Below are 18,846 nucleotides of genomic sequence, written 5' to 3' on the forward strand. Positions count from 1 at the left end.
ATTGGAGTGGAGCCTGCGGTGAATGATCGTCGGATATGGTGGTTCTTTATAGTGCCCTGCATGCTGGTGGCACTCGCCGTCGTCATGTCGCTGGCCGCCGTTTTCCAGTACAGCTTTCGTGAATTCATCCCCGGATCCCTCGATACCGGCGGCTTCACGCTCGAAAATTTCTACAATATCGGCCGGCCGCTCTATTTCCTGGTGATCCTCGACACGCTGCTCATCAGCCTGTTGACCGCGATCTTCTGTCTCCTGCTCAGCTATCCCGTCGCCTACGCTCTGGTGCGCACCGAGGCGGAGTGGCTGCGCGCCCTGCTGGTCATCCTGTCGATAACGCCGCTGTTCACCGGCGAAATCGTGCGCACCTACGCATGGATGCTGGTCCTCGGCAGCGACGGTTTCGTAAATTCGATCCTGATGGCGCTCGGTATCGTCAGCGCGCCGGTGCAATTCATGTACACGAAGTTCGGCGTCATCGTCGCGCTCGTCCATTTCTCGATGCCGGTCATGATCATCCTGCTCGCCACCGCCATCAGCCATGTCAACCGCGATTACGAGAAGGCGGCGGCCAATCTCGGCGCGGCGCCTCTGGTCGTCTTCTGGCGAGTTACCGTGCCTTTGACCATGCCGGGCATCGTCGCCAGCACGGTCGTCATCTTCGCCTGGACCATGAGCGCCTTCGCGACGCCTCAGTTGATCGGTGGCGGCAAGGTCCTGATGATCTCCAATCTCGTCTATTTGCAGGGACTGTCCTCGTTCAACTTCCCGGTCGCGGCCGTGCTTAGCGCAGTTGCCTTCATCGCCGCTGTCGGAAGCCTGGCCCTCGTTCAACCATTCGTCACGCGGCTCGAGCGCCGCGTCGCGCAGCAATAGGCAATAGCCATGGGCAAGTTCCTGTTCTGGACGCTGGTAGTCGCCATCCTCATATTCCTGACGATCCCGGCGGTCGTCGTCATCATGAGTTCGGTCAATCCGACCGAAACACTGGCGTTTCCGCCGAAGGGCTTTTCGCTCCATTGGTATGCGCGCGCCTTCAGCTACGACGATTTCAGGACCTCTTTCTACAGCGGCCTTATCGTGACGTTCTTCGCCTCGACCATCGCCTCCGTAATAGGGGTGGCGGCGGCCTATGTGACGCATCGCTATGCCTTCAGGGGAAGGCGCCTGCTGGAATTCCTGCTGGCGGCCCCGCTGATCATTCCGCGCTTCACCACCGGCTTCGGCTTCCTGCTCGTCGGCGCCGGCCTCGGCATCAATAACGGCTACACGATCGTGATCGTGACGCATGTCGTCCTGGTGCTGCCATTCGTCACCCGCAGCGTCTATGTCAGCCTGGTCAATGTCGACCGGTCGCTGGAGCGCTCGGCAGCCAATCTCGGCGCTTCGCCGATAAACGTCCTGCTGCGCATCACGCTGCCGCTTTTGACGCCAGGCATCGTCGGCGGCTGGATCATCGCCGCGATCCTTTCCTTCACCGAGTTCACCGCCTCGCTCTACGTCACCAGCTATGCCACGCAGACGTTGCCGGTGGCCATGTACACATATGTTCGCGAATATACCGATCCGACGATCGCGGCGATTTCGGCCTTGCTCATCATCACCACGACGCTGGGGATGTTCATCGTCGACCGAACGTTGGGCCTGAAGCGCGTCCTCGCCATCGAATCGCACTAGTCCAGGCCAATCATCTTCAGCGCATGACGCTCAGGGAGAAAAAATGAACACTCAACCGGCAGCCGGACACAATGGCGACGTTGCCGTCGACATCGCCAATGTCGCCAAGAATTATGGCGCGGTGGTCGCCGTCAAGCAGGTTTCGCTGCCGATCAGGCGGGGCGAATTCCTTACCCTGCTCGGCCCCAGCGGCTGCGGGAAGACGACACTGCTCAACATGATCGCCGGCTTCGAGGCGCCGACCGCCGGAACCGTCAGCATCGACGGGCGCGACGTCACCAACGTGCCGCCGCACCTGCGTGACACCGGCATGGTGTTCCAGAACTATGCGCTGTTCCCGCATATGAACGTGTTCGACAACGTCGCCTTCGGCCTGCGCATGCGCAAGGTGGAAAAGCAGAAGATCGCGCACGACGTGGAAGCCGCGCTCGACATGGTCAAGCTTTCAGGCATGGGCGGACGGCGGGTCAAGCAATTGTCGGGCGGCCAGCAGCAGCGCGTGGCGCTGGCGCGGGCCATCGTGTTTGGGCCGAGCGTGCTTTTGCTGGACGAACCGCTGTCGGCGCTGGACAAGAATTTGCGTACCCAGATGCAGTTCGAACTCAAGGATCTGCACCGCAAGACCGGGCTGACCACCGTTTTCGTCACCCACGACCAGGGCGAGGCGCTCAGCATGTCCGACCGCATCGTAGTGATGAGCAAGGGCGAAATCCAGCAGATCTCGAAGCCGCTCGAACTGTATAGCCGCCCGGTCAACAGTTTCGTGGCTTCCTTTATCGGCGAGATCAACCAGCTTCCCGTGGCGCGCCTCAAGCGCAGCGGCAAGGCGGTTGCGTTCGCGTTTCAGGACGGGCTGGCCCTCGATGCCGGCAATGACGGCGCCGCGCTGCCGGAAGACGACGCCGACGTCAGCATTTTCGTGCGGCCTGAAAGCATCGCCATCGCCGATGCAAGCGGGAGGGCCGGCAATGTGGTCAACGCCAAGGTGGTTTCGCACATCTACCAGGGAACGCATACGGTGACTCGCATCGAGGCGGCCGGGCTCGGCCTGCTCGACATGCGTGTCGGCGGCGGCCAGATCATCGACCAGAAGCCGGCCGGCTCGGCGATCGACGTCCATGTTTCGCTCGACAACGCCGTCGTCCTCAAGGCGGTACCGGAGACCAAATAGACCTCTCTCCGGTGAGTTCTGGGTCCTGGCCCTAACCAGCGGGCGCTACATCTGGTCGTTGTAGGGCTCTTTGGTCTGCCCGACCATCCTCGCCAGTTCAGAAAATGAAGGGAATTCAGCCTCGCCCTGGGTATTGTTAGCTGCCAGCAGGAGCCGGATCGGAAAACAGACCGCGTCCCTGTTGGCGGGCGACAGTTCTTCGTGCATTCGCTCGTCGCCGGTCAACGACGCCTCCACCTGGCGGAGCGCGAGGTCGATATCGTCCGCCGAGACGAGCCCTTTGCGGATAAGGGTGTTGTTGATTGCGGCCAAGGCCATCAACAGGCCCTCAAGCTGAAGGTTGGCGACATTCATCCTGGCTTGCTCCTTCACGCAGGCTCCGGGTTGTCTGCCTGCCCTCGCAACTTTGCATCCCGGGGATGCATAAGGACGCTGCGGGCCGGACGGGATAAGGTGCTCGCCTGCCAATTCGTTGGCCAGGAGGAGAAACCGGGAAAACCCTCCTGTTCACCGTACCGTTCATGCCCGGTTGACACGACCCGCAGCAGTGCAGGAACGCGGCGTTGTGGAAAAAGTTCAGATGTCCTTGACGGTTATTGGGCAGGCCTACCTTGAAAGCTTCACAACGCTGATTTTCATCGTCGATGCCTTCCCGCCGCAAAGCCTCCGAGAGATCGGATTCGGAAATCATCGCGTTCTTTCTGGGCGCGCGCTCGGTTGGGCCCGGTTGGCCGGTTGGGGATGTCCTCGGCCACTTTCGATGAGGCGTCGCCTTCGCACCCGGCCTGTGTCGCTTTCATGACTTTGCCGGCCGCCTTTCTGTGTTCTGATCCGCTCGTTCAAGGTGCTCGCTGGGGAATTTCTTCAGCGGGATAATTGGGAAGCCGGTTTGATGCCGGCGCTGCCCCCGCAACGGTAGCGGAGCTGAACCCCGACAAATGCCACCGGATCGATCAATCCGGGAAGGTGTCGGGACGGCCTGAAATGGCCAGCTCCGGAGTCCGGAAACCAGCCTCGAACGGTTTTAACCTGACTGATCGCGGTGGGCGGTCAAGAGGCAGAGCACTGCTGGCGACATTCGCCTGCGGCCATCTACCCCTGAAATCACCACCAGTTCAGTCCTTGGCACATGCGAGGACGGACATGGCTATACGTACCGGTGACACACGCAACGAGATGCTCAGGCTGATCCGCGAGCGGCGCGGCGGCTTTTCGCTTGAGCAACCTTTCTATATCGATCCGGATTTCTATCAGTTGGACCTGGAACTGATCTGGTATCGCGACTGGCTGTTTGTCGGCCATGACTGCGAGATCGCCAAGCCCGGAAGCTACTTCACCTTGCAGGTGGGAGATTATCCGGTGGTGGTGGTGCGCGGCCGCGACGGTATCATCCGCGCTTTGCACAACACATGTCGCCACCGCGGCAGCCGGGTGTGCACGGCGCACAAGGGCACATCCGCCAAGCTGGTCTGCCCCTATCATCAGTGGACCTATGACCTCGACGGCTCGCTGCTCTTCGCGCGCCAGATGGCGGACGGCTTCTGCAAGGAAGACTTCGGCATGAAACCGGTCGCTTGCGAGAGCGTCGCCGGCTACATCTTCATTTGCCTGGCGGATGAACCCGCCGATTTCGCACCCTTCCGCACTCTGATGGAGCCCTATTTCGCGCCGCATAATCTGGCTGACGCCAAGGTCGCGCATGAGACAACCATCATCGAGAAGGGCAACTGGAAGCTGGTGTGGGAAAACAATCGCGAGTGCTATCACTGTGCGGCCAACCACCCCGAACTTTGCAAGACTTTTCCCGAAGCACCGACCATCACCGGCACGCCGAGCGTGGACAGCGACCCGGAGATGCTGGCGCATTGGGCCCATTGCGAGGCGGCCGGTTTGCCGTCGCGCTTCCGCATCGACGACGCCGGGCAGTATCGCGCGACGCGCGCACCGCTCCTGCGCGATGCCGCCAGCTACACGATGACGGGCAAGCCGGCGGTGCGGAAGAACCTGTCGGATGCCGTTTCGGCCGATCGCATCGGCACGCTCATGCTCTATCATTATCCGGCGACCTGGAACCATATCCTGATCGACCACGCGACCACCTTCCGGGTAATCCCCATCAGTGCGACCGAGACGGCGGTGACGACCAAATGGCTGGTCCACAAGGATGCGGTCGAGGGTGTCGATTATACCGTGGAGGAACTCACCCATGTGTGGGCCATGACCAACGACGAGGATCGCCGCATCGTCGAGGAGAACGCGTTCGGCATCAAGTCGCCCGCCTACGAGCCCGGTCCCTATTCGGAGCTTCACGAAGGCGGCGTGATCCAGTTCGTCGACTGGTATGCCGGGTTCATGGCGCCGCGCCTTGTCGAGGACGACAAGCCGGCGCTGCGCAGCGTGGCATGAGGAGGGGGCCGTGAACGCGATGACCGACCTTGATCTCTATCGTCATCTCGACGAGATGACGCCTTGGGACGACCGTCTGCAGGTTCTGGAGGTGATCGGTGTTTCCGATGAAGCGCCGGACGTGAAGACCTTCACCTTCCGCTCGGACAACCAGACCTGGTTTCGCTACAAGCCGGGCCAGTTCATTACGCTGGAACTGCCTGTCGGCGACGAACCGGTCATGCGCACCTACACACTGTCTTCGTCGCCGTCACGGCCGTTCGCCATCGCGGTCACGGTGAAGGCGCAACCCGGCAGCATCGGCACCCGCTGGATGTTCGAGAGCCTGAAAACCGGTGCCCATATCAAGGCCTATGGCCCTGCCGGCGACTTTTCCCATCACAGCCACCCTGCAGCGAAATATCTGTTCATCTCGGCCGGATCCGGCATCACGCCGATGATGTCGATGCTGCGCTGGCTGAACGATTGTGCGCCGTGGACCGACGTTGCTTTCGTCAACTGCGCCCGGCGGCCGGAAGAAATCATCTTCCGCAAGGAACTGGAACTGCTCGGCAGCCGCATGCCCGGCCTGTCGCTCGGTTTCCTGATCGAGGAACGGTCGAGCCGCGAAAGCTGGTTCGGCCATATGGGCCGTATCGATGCGGTGCGCCTGCCGCTGCTTGCGCCCGATTTCCGGGAACGGGAAGTGTTTTGCTGCGGCCCCGAGCCGTTCATGCGGGCCGTACGCCAAATGCTCGAAGCCGCGGGGTTCGACATGGCGTGTTATCACGAAGAAAGCTTCGGCAAGCCCGCCATCGCGCCGGTGCCCGCGCCATTCTCCGATGCCCCGCCTGCGGAACAACCTTCCGCGGACATGGCTGTCGCCATCCGCTTTGCCGGCTCCGATGTTGAAACCATGTGTGTTCCCGATCAGACCGTGCTGCAGGCCGCCCGTGCCGCGGGCGTGCGCATTTCGGCTGCCTGCGAGTTCGGCCTGTGCGGCACCTGCAAGGTCAAGAAGCTCTCCGGTGAGGTGGAGATGAGCCACAATGGCGGCATTCTCGATGAGGAAATCGCCGAGGGCTACATCCTGTGCTGCTGCTCAAAACCGCTCTCGGCGCTGGAGATCGTGGCATGACGGTGCGCGACGACGACAACACCGTCGCGGCGAAACCCCCGCTCGATCACAGGGCGATGCGGGCTATCTCGCCACTTCCGCCACCTGAAGAGGTATTTATCGATTGGCTGATGTCGGTGCCTATGTCGGCCGATCTGGCAGCCGCCGCAAGGCGGCAGATCGCCCTCATCGACCGGCGAATGCCATACCATCCCGATGTGCAATGCCTGCGCATGCTGCTGCTCGCCATCGTCGGCGGCGGAGATTGGCGGTCGCCTTTGCGGAATCTCTGAAAAGGAACCGTCAATCTCATTGCTCGAGCGCCGCGACCGGCAAGTGCTTCAGTTGATCGCGTCGATGCTGCCCAGCCGCAGGAACAGCGTCTCGCCTGAAGAGTCATCCACGCCGTCATTGTCGGTCACGACATAGGCGTCGCCGCTGGCGTCGATGGCAAAGCCCTCGACCTTGTCGACCACATAGCCATTGGTGGCGGCCTTCAGGTCGGGGATCAGATCGCGCACCAGCGTCTTCTTCACCAGAGGCAGATCGCCGCCCAGCCCGGCCGGCTTGAAATCGTCCAGCGCCACGGCGTAGATCGCCTTGAGCCTGGCGTCCGTCCCGATCTGGTTGTCGCGCTCGACGATATAGAGCTTGTCTTTCCAGGCGGTGATTTCCGACAGGCCGACCCAGCCCTTTTCAGCTTTTTCAAGCGGGTAGCGCACCGCCGACCACTCTTTTGCTTTCGGCTTGTAGGCCAGCAGCTTAACCTCGCCCTTGGCATCGTCGGTCCATTCGCGCTGCACGGCCATGACCAGCGTCAGGTCGTCGCCCTCGCCCAGAGTGGTGATGCCTTCATAGCCGAAGCGGCCATCCTGGCCGAGAAGCTCGGCCGGCAGTGCGATTTCCTGGCCGATCTCGCCCTCGGCATCCACATGATAGATGGCATTGGCCGTCAGCTTGGCGGCGTTGCCTTCCGAGGCCAGCCAGAAACCGTCCTTGCCGTCGGAGGCGATGCCTTCGAGGTCGAGTTTCTGCGCCGGCTGACCATCGCGCGTGACGACCAGTTTCTTCACGATCTCGGCCGGTGTCCTGGTGGCGTCGATGGTGAAGATTGAAGGCTGCGAGCGATAGAAGGAGTCGGATACGGCATAGAGCTTGCCCGCGTCCGTCGGATCGGCAGCGAGTCCTGAAAGCGCACCCCAGCCGATCGGCTTACCCGCCCCGTCATCTACAGAGACGACCATCGGGTAGGCGGCCGGGCCGTCGCCAAGCTCATAGAGCATGACATGCGGGCGCGCGCCGCCCTCTTCCACCAGGTCGGTTTCGTTGGCCGTGGCGAGCAGGTTGCGGGATGGGATGGCGACCAGGCCCTCCGGGCCAATGCCCGAGGGCAGCAACTGGATGAATTCGGGCGCAGCGCCGGTATCCCTGTAGACGCCTATGATCGAGGCGCGCTCGCTGGCGACCAGGATATATTGCGTGTCGCCGAATCCCGCGACTTCGAGGCCTTCGAGTTCGACGCCCTTCTTGTTGCGCTTGTCTGGATAATGACCGGCGGCGGCGATCTTCATTTCCAGCGACGGACCGGATTCGTAGAGCGCCTTGCCGGTCTTGTCGAAGATGGTGAAGGAACGCGAGCCGCCCTTATAGTCACCTTCATTGGCAATGACGAAGCGGTCATTGTCGAGCCATTTGATCGCGTCGGGTTCGCGCGCCACGCCCGTCATCGAACCCGTGAAGTCCAGCGCGCCGTCCTTCCCGATGTCGATGCCGTAGAGATCGACCGAGCCGGCGGAAAAATGCGCCGTGACCTTACCGGTCGCCGCATCGATGACGGCGATGTGGTTGTTTTCCTGAAGCGTGACGGCAATTTCATTGGCGGTGTTGAAATCGACGAATTCGGGCTCCGGGTCTTCCGGCGAAATTTCCGCCAGCCCGGTCAGATCGACGGTCTTCATGGTGGCGCAGTCCGGCACGCCGCCGGTCAGGCCGAATATCTTCAAGTCGCCGGCGGGCATCTGCGGCAACTCGCCGTCGTTCAGTTCCTCGTCGCGCTCGTTCTCGATGGCGATGGCTGCGAACTTGCCGTCGGCGCTCACTGCCACGGAATCGGGCTGGCCACCGAGGTCACAGGTGGCTTCGATCTTCTTGGTGGCGAGATCGATGACGGTCAGGTTGCCGGAAGGATTCTTGAAGCTTTCCGAGGTGTTGACGCCGGCCAGCACCTTGCCGCCGACCACGGCGACGGAGGTCGGCTCACCGTCGATCTTGACGATGCCGCCCGGCTTCGGCGTCTTCGGGTCGGAAATGTCGACGAAGCCGACAGCGCCCAGGGGGCTGTCGGAATAGACCAGTATATTGCCGTCTTCGCTTGCTTTGATGATTTCCGACGAGGTCGGCGTCCCGGCGTCGGTGCCCGCCGGCAGGTTTTCGGCAACCGGAAAGGTGGCGATCCGGTTGAAGGCGCTGTCGGCATGGGCGGGCAGCGCCACCGAAGCGGCAAGAACGGTGCTCAAAACAAGAAGGCGCGACTGGCTGGTCATGTGGGTTCTCTCTGATCTTCGAGTTCCCAGCGGTTTGCAGGATCGATATTTCAACGCGATGACTTCCAGATGACAGCAAGATGACATCGGCCATATGAGGCCGTTCCTGGCGAGGTCAGCGATTTCGAATGATCGAAATCCAGGCAAAGCCGCGATAAAGCCGCTTCGCCTCCATTGTCGCGTCTCGGCCAGCGGCGATCTCGGCACTGACCGCGAAAAGGTCGCTGCGCGGTGTCACGTGATACCATCGCAACCAGGTGCGCAGCGCCGATCGGAACCAGCGTGGCAGGCCATGTTGGTCGCCGAAGTCGACGACATGCAGTTCGCCGCCGGGGCCGAGATGGCCGAGCGCCTCACGCATCACCGACTGCCAGCCGGGAATCATGGAAACTGCATAGGAAATGAAAATCCGGTCGAAGCTCTGGCGTCCGAACACCTTGCCGGGATTGAAGCGCGCCGCATCGGCATGGGCCAACCTGATCCGGCCCTGCAGCCCGGCGGCGACCACCGAGGCGCCGGCCGTCTCCAGCATCGAACCGGAAATGTCGACACCGTGGAAAAGCGCCTGCGGATAGATCCGCGCCGCCCGGATCAGGTTGCGGCCGGTGCCGCAGCCGATCTCAAGCACCGTCGCGCCAGCTCCGGGCTTGAGCCCGTCGATCATCGGATCGCGGCCAAGCAGGTAATATTTGCGGGTAGCGTCATAGATGTGCCGTTGCCGGGCATAGACGCGCTCCATCAGGTCGCCATGGTCGAAAGCGGCCGTCATGCCGGTTCCCCGCCCAACACATAGAGATGGAAGCCACCATAAATCGACGAACGGTCGCGCGCGTGCAATTCCCGCGACTGCTGCTGCCGATATTCCCAGCGCTTCAGCATCGCATCGTCAAGCCGTCCGGGCAGCAGGCTTTGCGCGCCGGCCGTGCGGAAGATGACACGGGCGCTGGGCGCCGCGGTTCGGCCGATCTCGCGCCAGAGACCGTTCAATTGCGTATCGGACATCCAGTCCTGCGCATCGAGCAGGACGAAGCGATCGACCGATGCGGGCGGCTTGGCGGCAAGGAATTCGGTATAGGAAGCATTGCTCACCGTCATGCGGTCGGCGCGGGCACGCACTTTGTCGAAATTGACGCGCGACAGATAAGGCGGCAGCGGGCCGCCGTCCGCCGCGCTGTAGCCCCGCCCGAACGCCTGCCACGCGAAATAATTGTCGGTCAGGGGAAAACCGCAGGCCAATTTTTCAAGCCGCGCGCGCAGCACCGAAGCCATGTCGCCATCCGGGCCGGCCAGCGCGTCATATTGCTGCGGTGGGATGCCGAGACCGAAGAGCGAGGATTTGCGGCGGATCGCCCAGCGGATCACGCGCCTGTCGAACAGCGGCGATATTTCTTCATTGAAGAATCGGCGCTGGTCTTCGAGAGAGCCGGCTTCGAGCAGGCGGCGCGGGTCGATGCCGTATATGCGTGCCACGCGATGGCCGATGCCGATGAACGCGCCAAGCAGGCCGTGCCGATACAGGTTGCGCGAAAAGATCGAGATGCGCCGCCGGCCCAAAAGCTTGCGCTTTTCCCAATAGGCCCGGCTGCCCGCATCCAGATGCGGCCGGATGAACCGCCCGTAAGCCTCGATATTTTCCTTTTCGTCGCCGGCTCCATAGAAGCGATAGAAAGCCTCGTAGTCCGGCAGGTTGGCCAGCGCCGCCAATTTGAGGCGGTTGAAGGCGACATGCGCCCGGTTGAGATCGACCGCTTCGATGCGGGCGGGATCCGCCAGAAGATAGGAGAGCGCGTTGCAGCCGCCCGAGGCGATGGTGACGATTCGATGGCCGGGGCAGATTTCGAGCGCCGCCATGTCGACGTCGGGATCTTCCCAGATCTGCGGGTAGACGAGCCCGCTGAACAATTGCGCGAACAGGCGCTCGGACAGGCCTTTTCGTGAAAATGCCGAATTGTGGCGCACCGCGCCGTGCAGCCGCTTGCGCGCCTGCTTGCGGCTGACGGGTTCAGGCTCTGCTCGATACGTCTCGATGGCGGACATCTTGTGCTTTCTCCTGCCCGACCGGCGGCCTGCCGCCGGCTGGCCGCAGATGATCGAGGAACTGGCGGGCGCATTCGGGCCAGCTATAGGCGAGCGCCCTGACGCGGGCCGACTCGCGCGGCACTTCGAGCGCCGCGAGCGCCGCCTGGTGCAGATCGTCGGACAGAACCCCGCCATCGCCGACGATGTCGCTTGGCCCGGTCACCGGAAACGCGGCGACGGGGCACCCGCTCGCCATGGCCTCCAGAAGCACATTGCCGAAGGTGTCGGTCCGGCTCGGAAAGACGAACACGTCGGCCGACGCGTAAATCCGCGCCAGTTCTTCATTGGAGCAGGCGCCGAGAAAGTGGGCCTCGGGATAGCGTTCTTTCAGGCCCGGCAGGTCCGGCCCATCGCCGACGATGACCTTGCTTCCCGGCAGGTCGAGATCAAGGAAGGCGGGGAGGTTTTTTTCCACCGCCACCCTGCCGACGCAGAGGAAGACCGGCCCCGGCAAAGCCAGGTCGTCTTTCCACTTCGGATGGAAGAATTCGGCGTCCACGCCGCGCGTCCACGGCCGGATATTGGTATAGCCGCGCCGCGCAAGGTCGGCGCCGAGCGATGGCGTCGCCACCATGACGCCCTGCCCCGCATTGTGAAATTTTCGCAGCAAGGCGTAGCTCCAGCTTTCCGGTACCGGAACACGCGCGCGCAGATATTCCGGAAACTTGGTGTGGTAGCTGGTGGTGAAGGCAAGGCCCTCACCCATGCACACCCGCCGCGCCAGCCAGCCGAGCGGCCCCTCTGTCGCGATGTGTACGCTCCGCGGCGCGATTTCGGCGATCCGCCGTGCGACCTGACGCGGCGAAGCCAGCGCAAAGCGGATATCGAGATAGAATGGCAATGGTAGCGTGCGAAAGCCGTCCGGCGTCAGGAAACGGACATCGATGCCCTGTTCGGCAAGCTCCTGCGCCAGGCGGGTCAAGGTACGTACGACGCCATTCACTTGCGGGTGCCAGGCATCGGTGACGATGAGGACGCGTTCCGTCATTTCACGCCGCGTGCCGCCGCCAGGGAGCCGGAAGCGGCCGCTGGGCGTTGAGCGCACGGCTCCGGACCGCCCAATGGATCAGCTCCATGCGTCCGTCATGGTGCTCGACGACCGCCGTGCAGCTTTCGACCCAGTCGCCGGTGTTGATGTAGGCAAGGCCGGCCATATCGCGCATGGCGGCGCAATGGATATGGCCGCAGATGACGCCGTCGGCGCCCTGGCGGCGCGCCTCGGCAGCCAGCGTATCCTCGAACCGGCCGATGAAATTGACCGCGTTCTTGACCTTGAGCTTGGCCCATGCCGACAACGACCAGTAGGTGAAGCCGAGCCAGCGCCGCACGGCATTGATGTGCCTGGAAAGCACGAGCGCCGTCGCATAGGCCCAGTCGCCGAAGAAGGCGAGCCATTTGGCGTGGCGCACCACCACGTCGAAAATATCGCCATGAATGACGAGATAGCGCTTGCCGTCAGCGGCTTCGTGCACCGCCGTTTCGCAAACCTCGATGCCGCCGAAATGCGTGCCGTAGAATTCGCGCAGGAATTCGTCGTGATTGCCCGGCACATAGACGATGCGCGTCCCCTTGCGCGCCTTTCGCAGCAGCTTCTGCACCACGTCGTTATGGGTTTGCGGCCAGTACCAGCCGGATCGCAACCGCCAACCGTCAACAATATCGCCAACCAGATAGATCGTTTCGGCGTCGTGATGTTTCAGGAATTCCAGCAGCGAATCGACCTGGGACCCCTTAGTCCCGAGATGAATGTCGGACAGGAAAAGCGTCCGATACCGGCAAGGATCGAAAGCATTGGTCGAATCATCTGCTGCGTCACGGGTCATGGCAGGCATGACAGCCCATCTCCGTGACAGGCGAATGACGGTATCGATTCGCATTGGCCGGCAAGAGGGCGCGCAGCAATGCATTGCGAAAGGCCGCTCCATCATTGCGTTTGTTGCCGGCATACGGCTTTCAACAAGCGGATATTACCGGACTTTCCTGCCAACATGCCGTTTCCTGGGAGACGGTGCGCAGAGGCCGTCCGATCTCGCGGGTTTGATGCTGGCTTGATCGGCCATATGTGCCAATATCGAGCCTGCAACGCTGGAGGATGAGATCATGGCCGATGGAAAGTTGCACTTCCACGTTCCGGAGCCCGAAGTGCGGCCGGGCGGGACGCCGGATTTCTCCGCTGTGCCGATCCCCAAGGCCGGATCGGTGCCGCGCCCGCCCATCGACGTCGATCCGCGCGAAATCCGCGATCTCGCCTTTTCGATCATTCGCGTGCTGAACCGCACCGGCGAGGCGGTCGGGCCATGGGCCGGCCTGCTTTCCGACGAGGAACTGCTGCAAGGCTTGCGCCACATGATGACGCTGCGCGCCTTCGACGCGCGCATGCAGATGGCGCAGCGACAGGGCAAGACCTCGTTCTACATGCAGCATCTGGGCGAAGAGGCGGTGGCCTGCGCCTTCCGCAAGGCGCTGTCGCCGGGCGACATGAATTTCCCGACCTACCGGCAGGCCGGCCTGCTCATCGCCGACGACTATCCGATGGTCACGATGATGAACCAGATCTATTCCAACGAGGCCGATCCGCTGAAAGGCCGGCAATTGCCGATCATGTATTCCTCCAAGGAGCACGGCTTCTTCTCGATCTCCGGCAATCTGGCGACGCAATATATCCAGGCCGTCGGCTGGGCGATGGCCTCGGCGATCAGCGGCGACACGAAGATCGCTGCCGGCTGGATCGGCGACGGCTCGACCGCCGAGAGCGATTTCCATTCGGCGCTGGTCTTCGCCTCAACCTACAAGGCGCCGGTCATTCTCAATGTCGTCAACAATCAGTGGGCGATCTCGACCTTCCAGGGCATCGCGCGCGGCGGGTCGGGCACGTTCGCGGCGCGCGGGCTGGGCTTCGGCATTCCGGCGCTGCGCGTCGACGGCAATGATTATCTCGCCGTGCATGCGGTGGCGAAATGGGCGGTGGCGCGTGCCCGCGCCAATCTCGGGCCGACGCTGATCGAATATGTCACCTACCGTGCCGGCGCCCATTCGACATCGGACGACCCGTCCGCCTATAGGCCCAAGGCGGAATCGGATGCCTGGCCGCTCGGCGATCCGGTCATCCGGCTGAAGAACCATCTCATCCTGCGCGGCGCGTGGTCCGGCGAGCGCCACGAACAGGCCGAGGCCGAGATCCTCGACACGGTGATCGCAGCGCAGAAACAGGCCGAGACGCACGGCACGCTGCATAGCGGCAACAAGCCCTCGACACGCGACATGTTCGAGGGCGTTTACGAGACGATGCCGCAGCACATCCGGCGCCAGCGCCAGCAGGCGGGAGTGTAGCCCATGCCGCGCAGAACCATGATCGAGGCGATCCGCGACGCCATGGACGTGTCCATGGGGCTGGACGAGCGGGTCGTCGTCTTCGGCGAGGATGTCGGCTTTTTCGGCGGCGTGTTCCGCTGCACGCAGGGCTTGCAGGCGAAATACGGCAAGACGCGCTGTTTCGATTCCCCTATCAGTGAATCCGGCATTGTCGGCGCCGCCATCGGCATGGCCGCCTACGGCTTGCGCCCTTGTGTCGAGGTTCAGTTCGCGGACTATGTTTATCCAGCTTACGACCAGATCGTTTCGGAAGCGGCACGGCTGCGTTACCGCTCGAATGGCGATTTCACCTGTCCGCTGGTGGTGCGCATGCCGACCGGCGGCGGCATTTTCGGCGGCCAGACGCATAGCCAAAGCCCGGAGGCGCTGTTCACCCATGTGTCGGGGCTGAAGGTCGTGGTGCCGTCCAACCCGCACGATGCCAAGGGCCTGTTGATCGCGGCCATCGAAGACCCGGACCCGGTGATCTTCCTGGAGCCGAAGCGGCTTTATAACGGCCCGTTCGACGGCCATCACGACCGGCCGGTGACGCCTTGGTCGAAGCATGAGTTGGGCGAAGTGCCGGACGGGCATTTTTCCACGCCGCTCGGCAAGGCGGCGACCCGCCGCGATGGCGGCGCGCTTACCGTGCTGGCCTATGGCACGATGGTCTATGTCGCGGAAGCGGCGGTGCAGGAAACGGGCATCGATGCCGATATCATCGATTTGCGCACGCTTCTGCCGCTCGATCTCGACGCCGTCGTCGCCTCGGTCAAGAAGACCGGGCGCTGCGTGGTGGTGCATGAGGCGACGCTGACCTCCGGTTTCGGCGCGGAGCTTGCGGCGCTGGTGCAGGAACATTGCTTCTATCATCTCGAAGCGCCCGTGGCGCGCGTGGCGGGTTGGGACACGCCCTATCCGCATGCGCAGGAATGGGACTACTTCCCCGGCCCGGCCCGCGTCGGGCGCGCATTGGTCGAGACGATGGAAGCGTAGGGGCGGAGGCGTAGAGGCCGGTTATGGGTGAATATGTCATAAAGCTTCCCGATGTCGGCGAGGGCGTGGCCGAGGCTGAACTGGTGGAGTGGCACGTCAAGATCGGCGATCCGGTGCGCGAGGACATGGTGCTGGCCGCCGTGATGACCGACAAGGCGACGGTGGAAATTCCCGCGCCGGTTCATGGCACGGTGGCATGGCTCGGCGCCGAGATCGGTGAGGTGGTCGCGGTCGGTTCGCCGATCGTGCGGCTCGAGGTGGCGGGCGAGGGGAATGTGAAGGAGGGCGAGGCCGCATCGAAGGCGCAGGCCAGGCCCGCTGACGCCGCGGCGGCAAAAGACATGCCCCCCCCGCAGCAGGGGCGAGGGGAACGCGCTTTGAAATCCAAGGCCGCTGCCAAATCCGAGATGCCATCCTCGCATAAGGAAGCGGTTGACGAGGGTGCATCGCAGACGGAGTCCCCCTCCTCATTGCAGGGAGGGGCCAGGGGTGAGGGTAAACCCATTTCCGCGCCTCGGCCGGAAGGCGAAAAGCCGCTGGCCTCGCCGGCGGTGCGGCTGCGCGCAAAAGAAGCCGGCATCGATCTCAGGCAGGTTCCGGGCAGCGGGCCGGCCGCGCGGATCACGCATGAGGATCTGGATGCGTTTGTCAGGCATGGCGCGCCGGCGGTCCGGCGGACCGGCGGGCTGGAGCCGAGCGATGCGGTCGAGGAGATCAGGATCGTCGGTCTGCGCCGCAAGATCGCGGAGAAGATGCAGCTTGCCAAGGCGCGCATTCCTCACATCACCTATGTCGAGGAGGTGGATGTCACCGCGCTCGAGGATTTGCGCGCCTCGCTCAACAAGGGCAAGCGTGCCGAGCAGCCGAAGCTGACGCTGTTGCCCTTCCTGATGCGGGCGATGGTCAGGGCGATCGCCGAGCAGCCGCAACTGAACGCGCTGTTCGACGACGAAGCCGGCGTCGTCCGGCGGCATGGCGCGGTCAATATCGGCATCGCGGCTCAGACGCCGAACGGGCTGGTCGTGCCGGTGGTCAAACATGCCGAGGCGCGCAATCTCTGGGAAAGCGCTGCCGAGGTCAACCGGCTGGCGGAGGCGGCCAAGGCGGGCACCGCGACGCGCGAAGAGCTTTCCGGCTCGACCATCACCATTACCTCGCTCGGCGCCATGGGCGGGGTGGTGACGACGCCGGTCATCAACCACCCGGAAGTGGCGATCATCGGCGTCAACAAGATGATGGTGCGCCCCGTCTGGGACGGCACGCAGTTCATTCCGCGCAAGATGATGAACCTGTCGTCCTCCTTCGATCACCGGGTCATCGACGGCTGGGACGCCGCCGTCTTCATCCAGCGCATCAAGACGCTCATGGAAACGCCGGCGCTGATCTTCGTGGAGGGATGACTGGCATGAAAGACATCTCCTGCAAGCTTCTGGTCATCGGCGCCGGGCCGGGCGGTTATGTCTGCGCCATTCGCGCCGGGCAGCTTGGGCTCGATACGGTCATCGTCGAGGCGGGCAAGCCGGGTGGCACCTGTCTCAATGTCGGCTGCATTCCGTCCAAGGCCCTGATCCATGCCGCGGAAGAGTTCGAAAAGGTCATGCACATGACCGCGCGGGGCAGCCCGCTCGGCATTTCGGTCGGCGAGCCGTCCTTCGATCTGGAAAAGACCGTCGCCTGGAAAGACGGCATCGTTAGCCGGCTTAACGGTGGTGTCGCCGGCCTGCTTAAAAAGGCAAAAGTCAAGACCGTGCAGGGTTGGGCGAAATTCCGCGACGGCAAGACAGTGGTGGTGGAGACGGAAATCGGCGAGCAGGTCATTCGCACGGAGGCGGTGGTGATCGCTACCGGGTCAGCGCCGGTCGAACTGCCTTTCCTGCCGTTTGGCGGGCCGGTCATCTCGTCCACCGAGGCGCTGGCGCTTTCCGAAGTGCCGCAAAGGCTGGCGGTGGTCGGCGGCGGGTATATCGGGCTGGAACTCGGTATGGCTTTCGCCAAGCTCGGTTCCAAGGTCACGGTGGTGGAGGCGCTGCCGCGCCTGCTGGCGCAGTACGATGCCGAGCTTGTCCGGCCGGTGATGAAACGCCTTGCCGCGCTCGGCGTCGAGGTTCTGACCGAGGCAAAGGCCAAGGGCCTGTCGTCCAAGGGCGATGCGCTGCTGGTGGAAACCACCGAGGGCAAGGATAAAAAGATCGCCGCCGATCGGGTTCTGGTCACGGTCGGCCGCAGGCCGGTCACCGAAGGCTGGGGGCTGGAGGAGATCGACCTCGACATGAGCGGAAAATACATCCGCATCGACGGCGAATGCCGCACCTCCATGCGCGGCATTTATGCCATCGGCGACGTGACCGGCGAGCCGATGCTGGCGCATCGCGCCATGGCGCAGGGGGAAATGGTTGCCGAGATCGTCGCCGGCCACAAGCGAAGCTGGGACAAGCGCGCGATCCCCGCCGTCTGTTTTACCGATCCCGAACTGGTTACGGCGGGGCTTTCCCCGGATGAAGCGAAGGCAATCTGCGAGATCAAGATCGGCCTGTTTCCGTTCAGTGCCAATGGCCGCGCCATGACATTGCAGGGCGAGGACGGTTTTGTGCGCGTGGTGGCGCGGGCGGATAATCATCTGGTGCTGGGTATCCAGGCGGTCGGGCAAGGCGTGTCGGAACTGTCGGCGGCGTTTTCGCTGGTGCTGGAAATGGGCGCGCGGCTGGAAGACATCGCCGGCACCATCCATGCGCACCCGACGCAGAGCGAAGCTTTTGCAGAGGCCGGGCTGAAGGCGCTGGGGCACGCGCTGCATATTTAAACTTTTGCGGCGTGCGTCCTTCGAGGCTCGCCCCCTTCGACAAGCTCAGGAGCTCACACCTCAGGATGAGGGGCGGTGCTGGATTGTCGTGGCTTCAGGGAGGCTGGCGCTACACGAGCCCTCATGGTGAGGTGCGCAGCGAAGCGGAGCCTCGAACCACGAGGGCGGCTCCAATTTGCGCTGTGCGTGCTTCGAGACGCCGGCGTGGCCGGCTCCTCAGCATGAGAAAGGTGGGTGCGGCTGCATCTTCTGAACCTCAGGAACCCGGCCCCGCTTCCGCCCATATTTCAGGGAGAGGGACGGTTGCAGTTGGGAACAGTGTGCGTCGTTCGAGACGGCAGCTCACGCTGCCTCCTCACGATGAGGGAAGTTTGTGTGACGATGCCTCAAAGCAATGACACGGGCGCTACATCAGCCCTCATGGTGAGGTGCGCAGCGAAGCGGAGCCTCGAACCACGAGGGCGGCTCCAGTTCGCGTGGATGGAAATTTGTCGTCTGCCGCAGCCGATAAGAATAGATCCGTTGCCAATCAGGCGCTTGCCCCGTTAACGACGATTTTCTTCTCCCGCTTTATCCACACCCGCCATCCTTCCCGCATAATCCGTCTCAGCAGCTTGCCAGCGGGAACGGGTGTGCACACTCGAGCATCCAGGCAAGTGTGGCGCCTGGTGTGTTATCCGTAACAGTGAACGGAACCGCCCGGCCCGAACCGGACCTGCGTTGCTCGCGC

General features: G+C 63.0%; 16 protein-coding genes and 1 riboswitch. Of the genes, 10 read left to right on the plus strand and 6 right to left on the minus strand.

The window, feature by feature from the left end:
* The first annotated feature begins 18 nt into the window (after positions 1-18).
* Genes BFN67_RS20030 through BFN67_RS20040 form a run of 3 tightly spaced genes read left to right on the plus strand, consistent with a single transcriptional unit; the run spans position 19 to position 2,845 of the window.
* On the plus strand, positions 19-873 hold the full coding sequence (locus tag BFN67_RS20030) for an ABC transporter permease (RefSeq protein ID WP_245295353.1): 855 nt from the start codon (positions 19-21) through the stop codon (positions 871-873).
* Positions 874-882: 9 nt separating this feature from the next.
* The gene (locus BFN67_RS20035) at positions 883-1,674 is read left to right on the plus strand and encodes an ABC transporter permease (protein ID WP_080921250.1); all 792 of its coding nucleotides are present in this window, start codon (positions 883-885) and stop codon (positions 1,672-1,674) included.
* 43 nt (positions 1,675-1,717) lie between these two features.
* Positions 1,718-2,845, plus strand: coding sequence for an ABC transporter ATP-binding protein (locus BFN67_RS20040; RefSeq protein WP_080921251.1), 1,128 nt, complete (start codon positions 1,718-1,720; stop codon positions 2,843-2,845).
* A 45-nt stretch (positions 2,846-2,890) separates the two neighbouring features.
* Here the strand turns inward: BFN67_RS20040 and BFN67_RS20045 are convergent, their stop codons facing one another.
* Complete coding sequence (locus BFN67_RS20045; protein WP_080921283.1) at positions 2,891-3,199, minus strand: hypothetical protein; 309 nt, start codon at positions 3,197-3,199, stop codon at positions 2,891-2,893.
* Between the two features lie 471 nt (positions 3,200-3,670).
* Positions 3,671-3,876: riboswitch (cobalamin riboswitch) on the plus strand.
* Between the two features lie 112 nt (positions 3,877-3,988).
* On the opposite strand from BFN67_RS20045, the gene BFN67_RS20050 reads away from it, so the two are divergent.
* Genes BFN67_RS20050 through BFN67_RS20060 form a run of 3 tightly spaced genes read left to right on the plus strand, consistent with a single transcriptional unit; the run spans position 3,989 to position 6,640 of the window.
* Positions 3,989-5,251 (plus strand): aromatic ring-hydroxylating oxygenase subunit alpha, encoded by a 1,263-nt coding sequence (locus BFN67_RS20050; RefSeq protein WP_080921252.1) that lies wholly within the window; start codon positions 3,989-3,991, stop codon positions 5,249-5,251.
* Between the two features lie 19 nt (positions 5,252-5,270).
* Entirely contained in the window at positions 5,271-6,368 is a 1,098-nt protein-coding gene (locus BFN67_RS20055) for an FAD-binding oxidoreductase (protein WP_080921253.1), read from the plus strand.
* Positions 6,365-6,640, plus strand: a complete 276-nt coding sequence (locus BFN67_RS20060) for a hypothetical protein (RefSeq protein WP_080921254.1) — start codon at positions 6,365-6,367, stop codon at positions 6,638-6,640. The genes BFN67_RS20055 and BFN67_RS20060 overlap by 4 nt, the downstream gene beginning before the upstream one ends.
* Positions 6,641-6,688: 48 nt before the next feature.
* Here BFN67_RS20060 and BFN67_RS20065 read toward each other — a convergent pair whose 3' ends face one another.
* The 5 genes from BFN67_RS20065 to BFN67_RS20085 form a co-directional block, all read right to left on the minus strand.
* Positions 6,689-8,890 (minus strand): esterase-like activity of phytase family protein, encoded by a 2,202-nt coding sequence (locus tag BFN67_RS20065; protein ID WP_080921255.1) that lies wholly within the window; start codon positions 8,888-8,890, stop codon positions 6,689-6,691.
* A 115-nt stretch (positions 8,891-9,005) separates the two neighbouring features.
* On the minus strand, positions 9,006-9,659 hold the full coding sequence (locus BFN67_RS20070) for a class I SAM-dependent methyltransferase (protein ID WP_080921256.1): 654 nt from the start codon (positions 9,657-9,659) through the stop codon (positions 9,006-9,008).
* Complete coding sequence (locus tag BFN67_RS20075; protein ID WP_080921257.1) at positions 9,656-10,927, minus strand: BtaA family protein; 1,272 nt, start codon at positions 10,925-10,927, stop codon at positions 9,656-9,658. The genes BFN67_RS20070 and BFN67_RS20075 overlap by 4 nt, the downstream gene beginning before the upstream one ends.
* Positions 10,893-11,957, minus strand: a complete 1,065-nt coding sequence (locus tag BFN67_RS20080; RefSeq protein ID WP_080921258.1) for a glycosyltransferase family 4 protein — start codon at positions 11,955-11,957, stop codon at positions 10,893-10,895. The genes BFN67_RS20075 and BFN67_RS20080 overlap by 35 nt, the downstream gene beginning before the upstream one ends.
* Before the next feature lies 1 nt (position 11,958).
* Positions 11,959-12,801, minus strand: coding sequence for a UDP-2,3-diacylglucosamine diphosphatase (locus tag BFN67_RS20085; RefSeq protein WP_080921259.1), 843 nt, complete (start codon positions 12,799-12,801; stop codon positions 11,959-11,961).
* A gap of 268 nt (positions 12,802-13,069) precedes the next feature.
* On the opposite strand from BFN67_RS20085, the gene BFN67_RS20095 reads away from it, so the two are divergent.
* From BFN67_RS20095 to lpdA, 4 genes are read left to right on the plus strand one after another with little or no spacing between them, the layout of a single operon-like run.
* Positions 13,070-14,299: a 3-methyl-2-oxobutanoate dehydrogenase (2-methylpropanoyl-transferring) subunit alpha gene (locus tag BFN67_RS20095; protein WP_080921261.1), complete on the plus strand. Its 1,230-nt coding sequence runs from the start codon at positions 13,070-13,072 to the stop codon at positions 14,297-14,299.
* A 3-nt stretch (positions 14,300-14,302) separates the two neighbouring features.
* Positions 14,303-15,316 carry an alpha-ketoacid dehydrogenase subunit beta gene (locus BFN67_RS20100; RefSeq protein WP_080921262.1) on the plus strand — a complete coding sequence of 338 codons (1,014 nt, stop codon included), beginning with the start codon at positions 14,303-14,305 and terminating at the stop codon, positions 15,314-15,316.
* Between the two features lie 23 nt (positions 15,317-15,339).
* Positions 15,340-16,716 carry a dihydrolipoamide acetyltransferase family protein gene (locus tag BFN67_RS20105; RefSeq protein ID WP_080921263.1) on the plus strand — a complete coding sequence of 459 codons (1,377 nt, stop codon included), beginning with the start codon at positions 15,340-15,342 and terminating at the stop codon, positions 16,714-16,716.
* A gap of 5 nt (positions 16,717-16,721) precedes the next feature.
* The gene (gene lpdA / locus BFN67_RS20110) at positions 16,722-18,116 is read left to right on the plus strand and encodes a dihydrolipoyl dehydrogenase (protein WP_080921264.1); all 1,395 of its coding nucleotides are present in this window, start codon (positions 16,722-16,724) and stop codon (positions 18,114-18,116) included.
* The last annotated feature ends 730 nt before the right edge of the window (positions 18,117-18,846 follow it).

Origin of the sequence: Manganibacter manganicus (assembly GCF_002075885.1) — a bacterium.
Taxonomy (GTDB): Bacteria; Pseudomonadota; Alphaproteobacteria; order Rhizobiales; family Rhizobiaceae; genus Mesorhizobium; species Mesorhizobium manganicum.

Excerpts from the sequence above, each read along its gene's own strand:
- BFN67_RS20100 (WP_080921262.1), top strand. The coding sequence starts at position 14,303 with ATGCCGCGCAGAACCATGATCGAGGCGATCCGCGACGCCATGGACGTG.
- BFN67_RS20035 (WP_080921250.1), top strand. The coding sequence starts at position 883 with ATGGGCAAGTTCCTGTTCTGGACGCTGGTAGTCGCCATCCTCATATTC.
- BFN67_RS20080 (WP_080921258.1), bottom strand. The coding sequence starts at position 11,957 with ATGACGGAACGCGTCCTCATCGTCACCGATGCCTGGCACCCGCAAGTG.
- BFN67_RS20095 (WP_080921261.1), top strand. The coding sequence starts at position 13,070 with ATGGCCGATGGAAAGTTGCACTTCCACGTTCCGGAGCCCGAAGTGCGG.
- BFN67_RS20050 (WP_080921252.1), top strand. The coding sequence starts at position 3,989 with ATGGCTATACGTACCGGTGACACACGCAACGAGATGCTCAGGCTGATC.
- BFN67_RS20055 (WP_080921253.1), top strand. The coding sequence starts at position 5,271 with ATGACCGACCTTGATCTCTATCGTCATCTCGACGAGATGACGCCTTGG.
- BFN67_RS20040 (WP_080921251.1), top strand. The coding sequence starts at position 1,718 with ATGAACACTCAACCGGCAGCCGGACACAATGGCGACGTTGCCGTCGAC.
- BFN67_RS20085 (WP_080921259.1), bottom strand. The coding sequence starts at position 12,801 with ATGCCTGCCATGACCCGTGACGCAGCAGATGATTCGACCAATGCTTTC.
- BFN67_RS20075 (WP_080921257.1), bottom strand. The coding sequence starts at position 10,927 with ATGTCCGCCATCGAGACGTATCGAGCAGAGCCTGAACCCGTCAGCCGC.
- BFN67_RS20045 (WP_080921283.1), bottom strand. The coding sequence starts at position 3,199 with ATGAATGTCGCCAACCTTCAGCTTGAGGGCCTGTTGATGGCCTTGGCC.
- BFN67_RS20070 (WP_080921256.1), bottom strand. The coding sequence starts at position 9,659 with ATGACGGCCGCTTTCGACCATGGCGACCTGATGGAGCGCGTCTATGCC.
- BFN67_RS20105 (WP_080921263.1), top strand. The coding sequence starts at position 15,340 with ATGGGTGAATATGTCATAAAGCTTCCCGATGTCGGCGAGGGCGTGGCC.
- BFN67_RS20065 (WP_080921255.1), bottom strand. The coding sequence starts at position 8,890 with ATGACCAGCCAGTCGCGCCTTCTTGTTTTGAGCACCGTTCTTGCCGCT.
- BFN67_RS20060 (WP_080921254.1), top strand. The coding sequence starts at position 6,365 with ATGACGGTGCGCGACGACGACAACACCGTCGCGGCGAAACCCCCGCTC.
- lpdA (WP_080921264.1), top strand. The coding sequence starts at position 16,722 with ATGAAAGACATCTCCTGCAAGCTTCTGGTCATCGGCGCCGGGCCGGGC.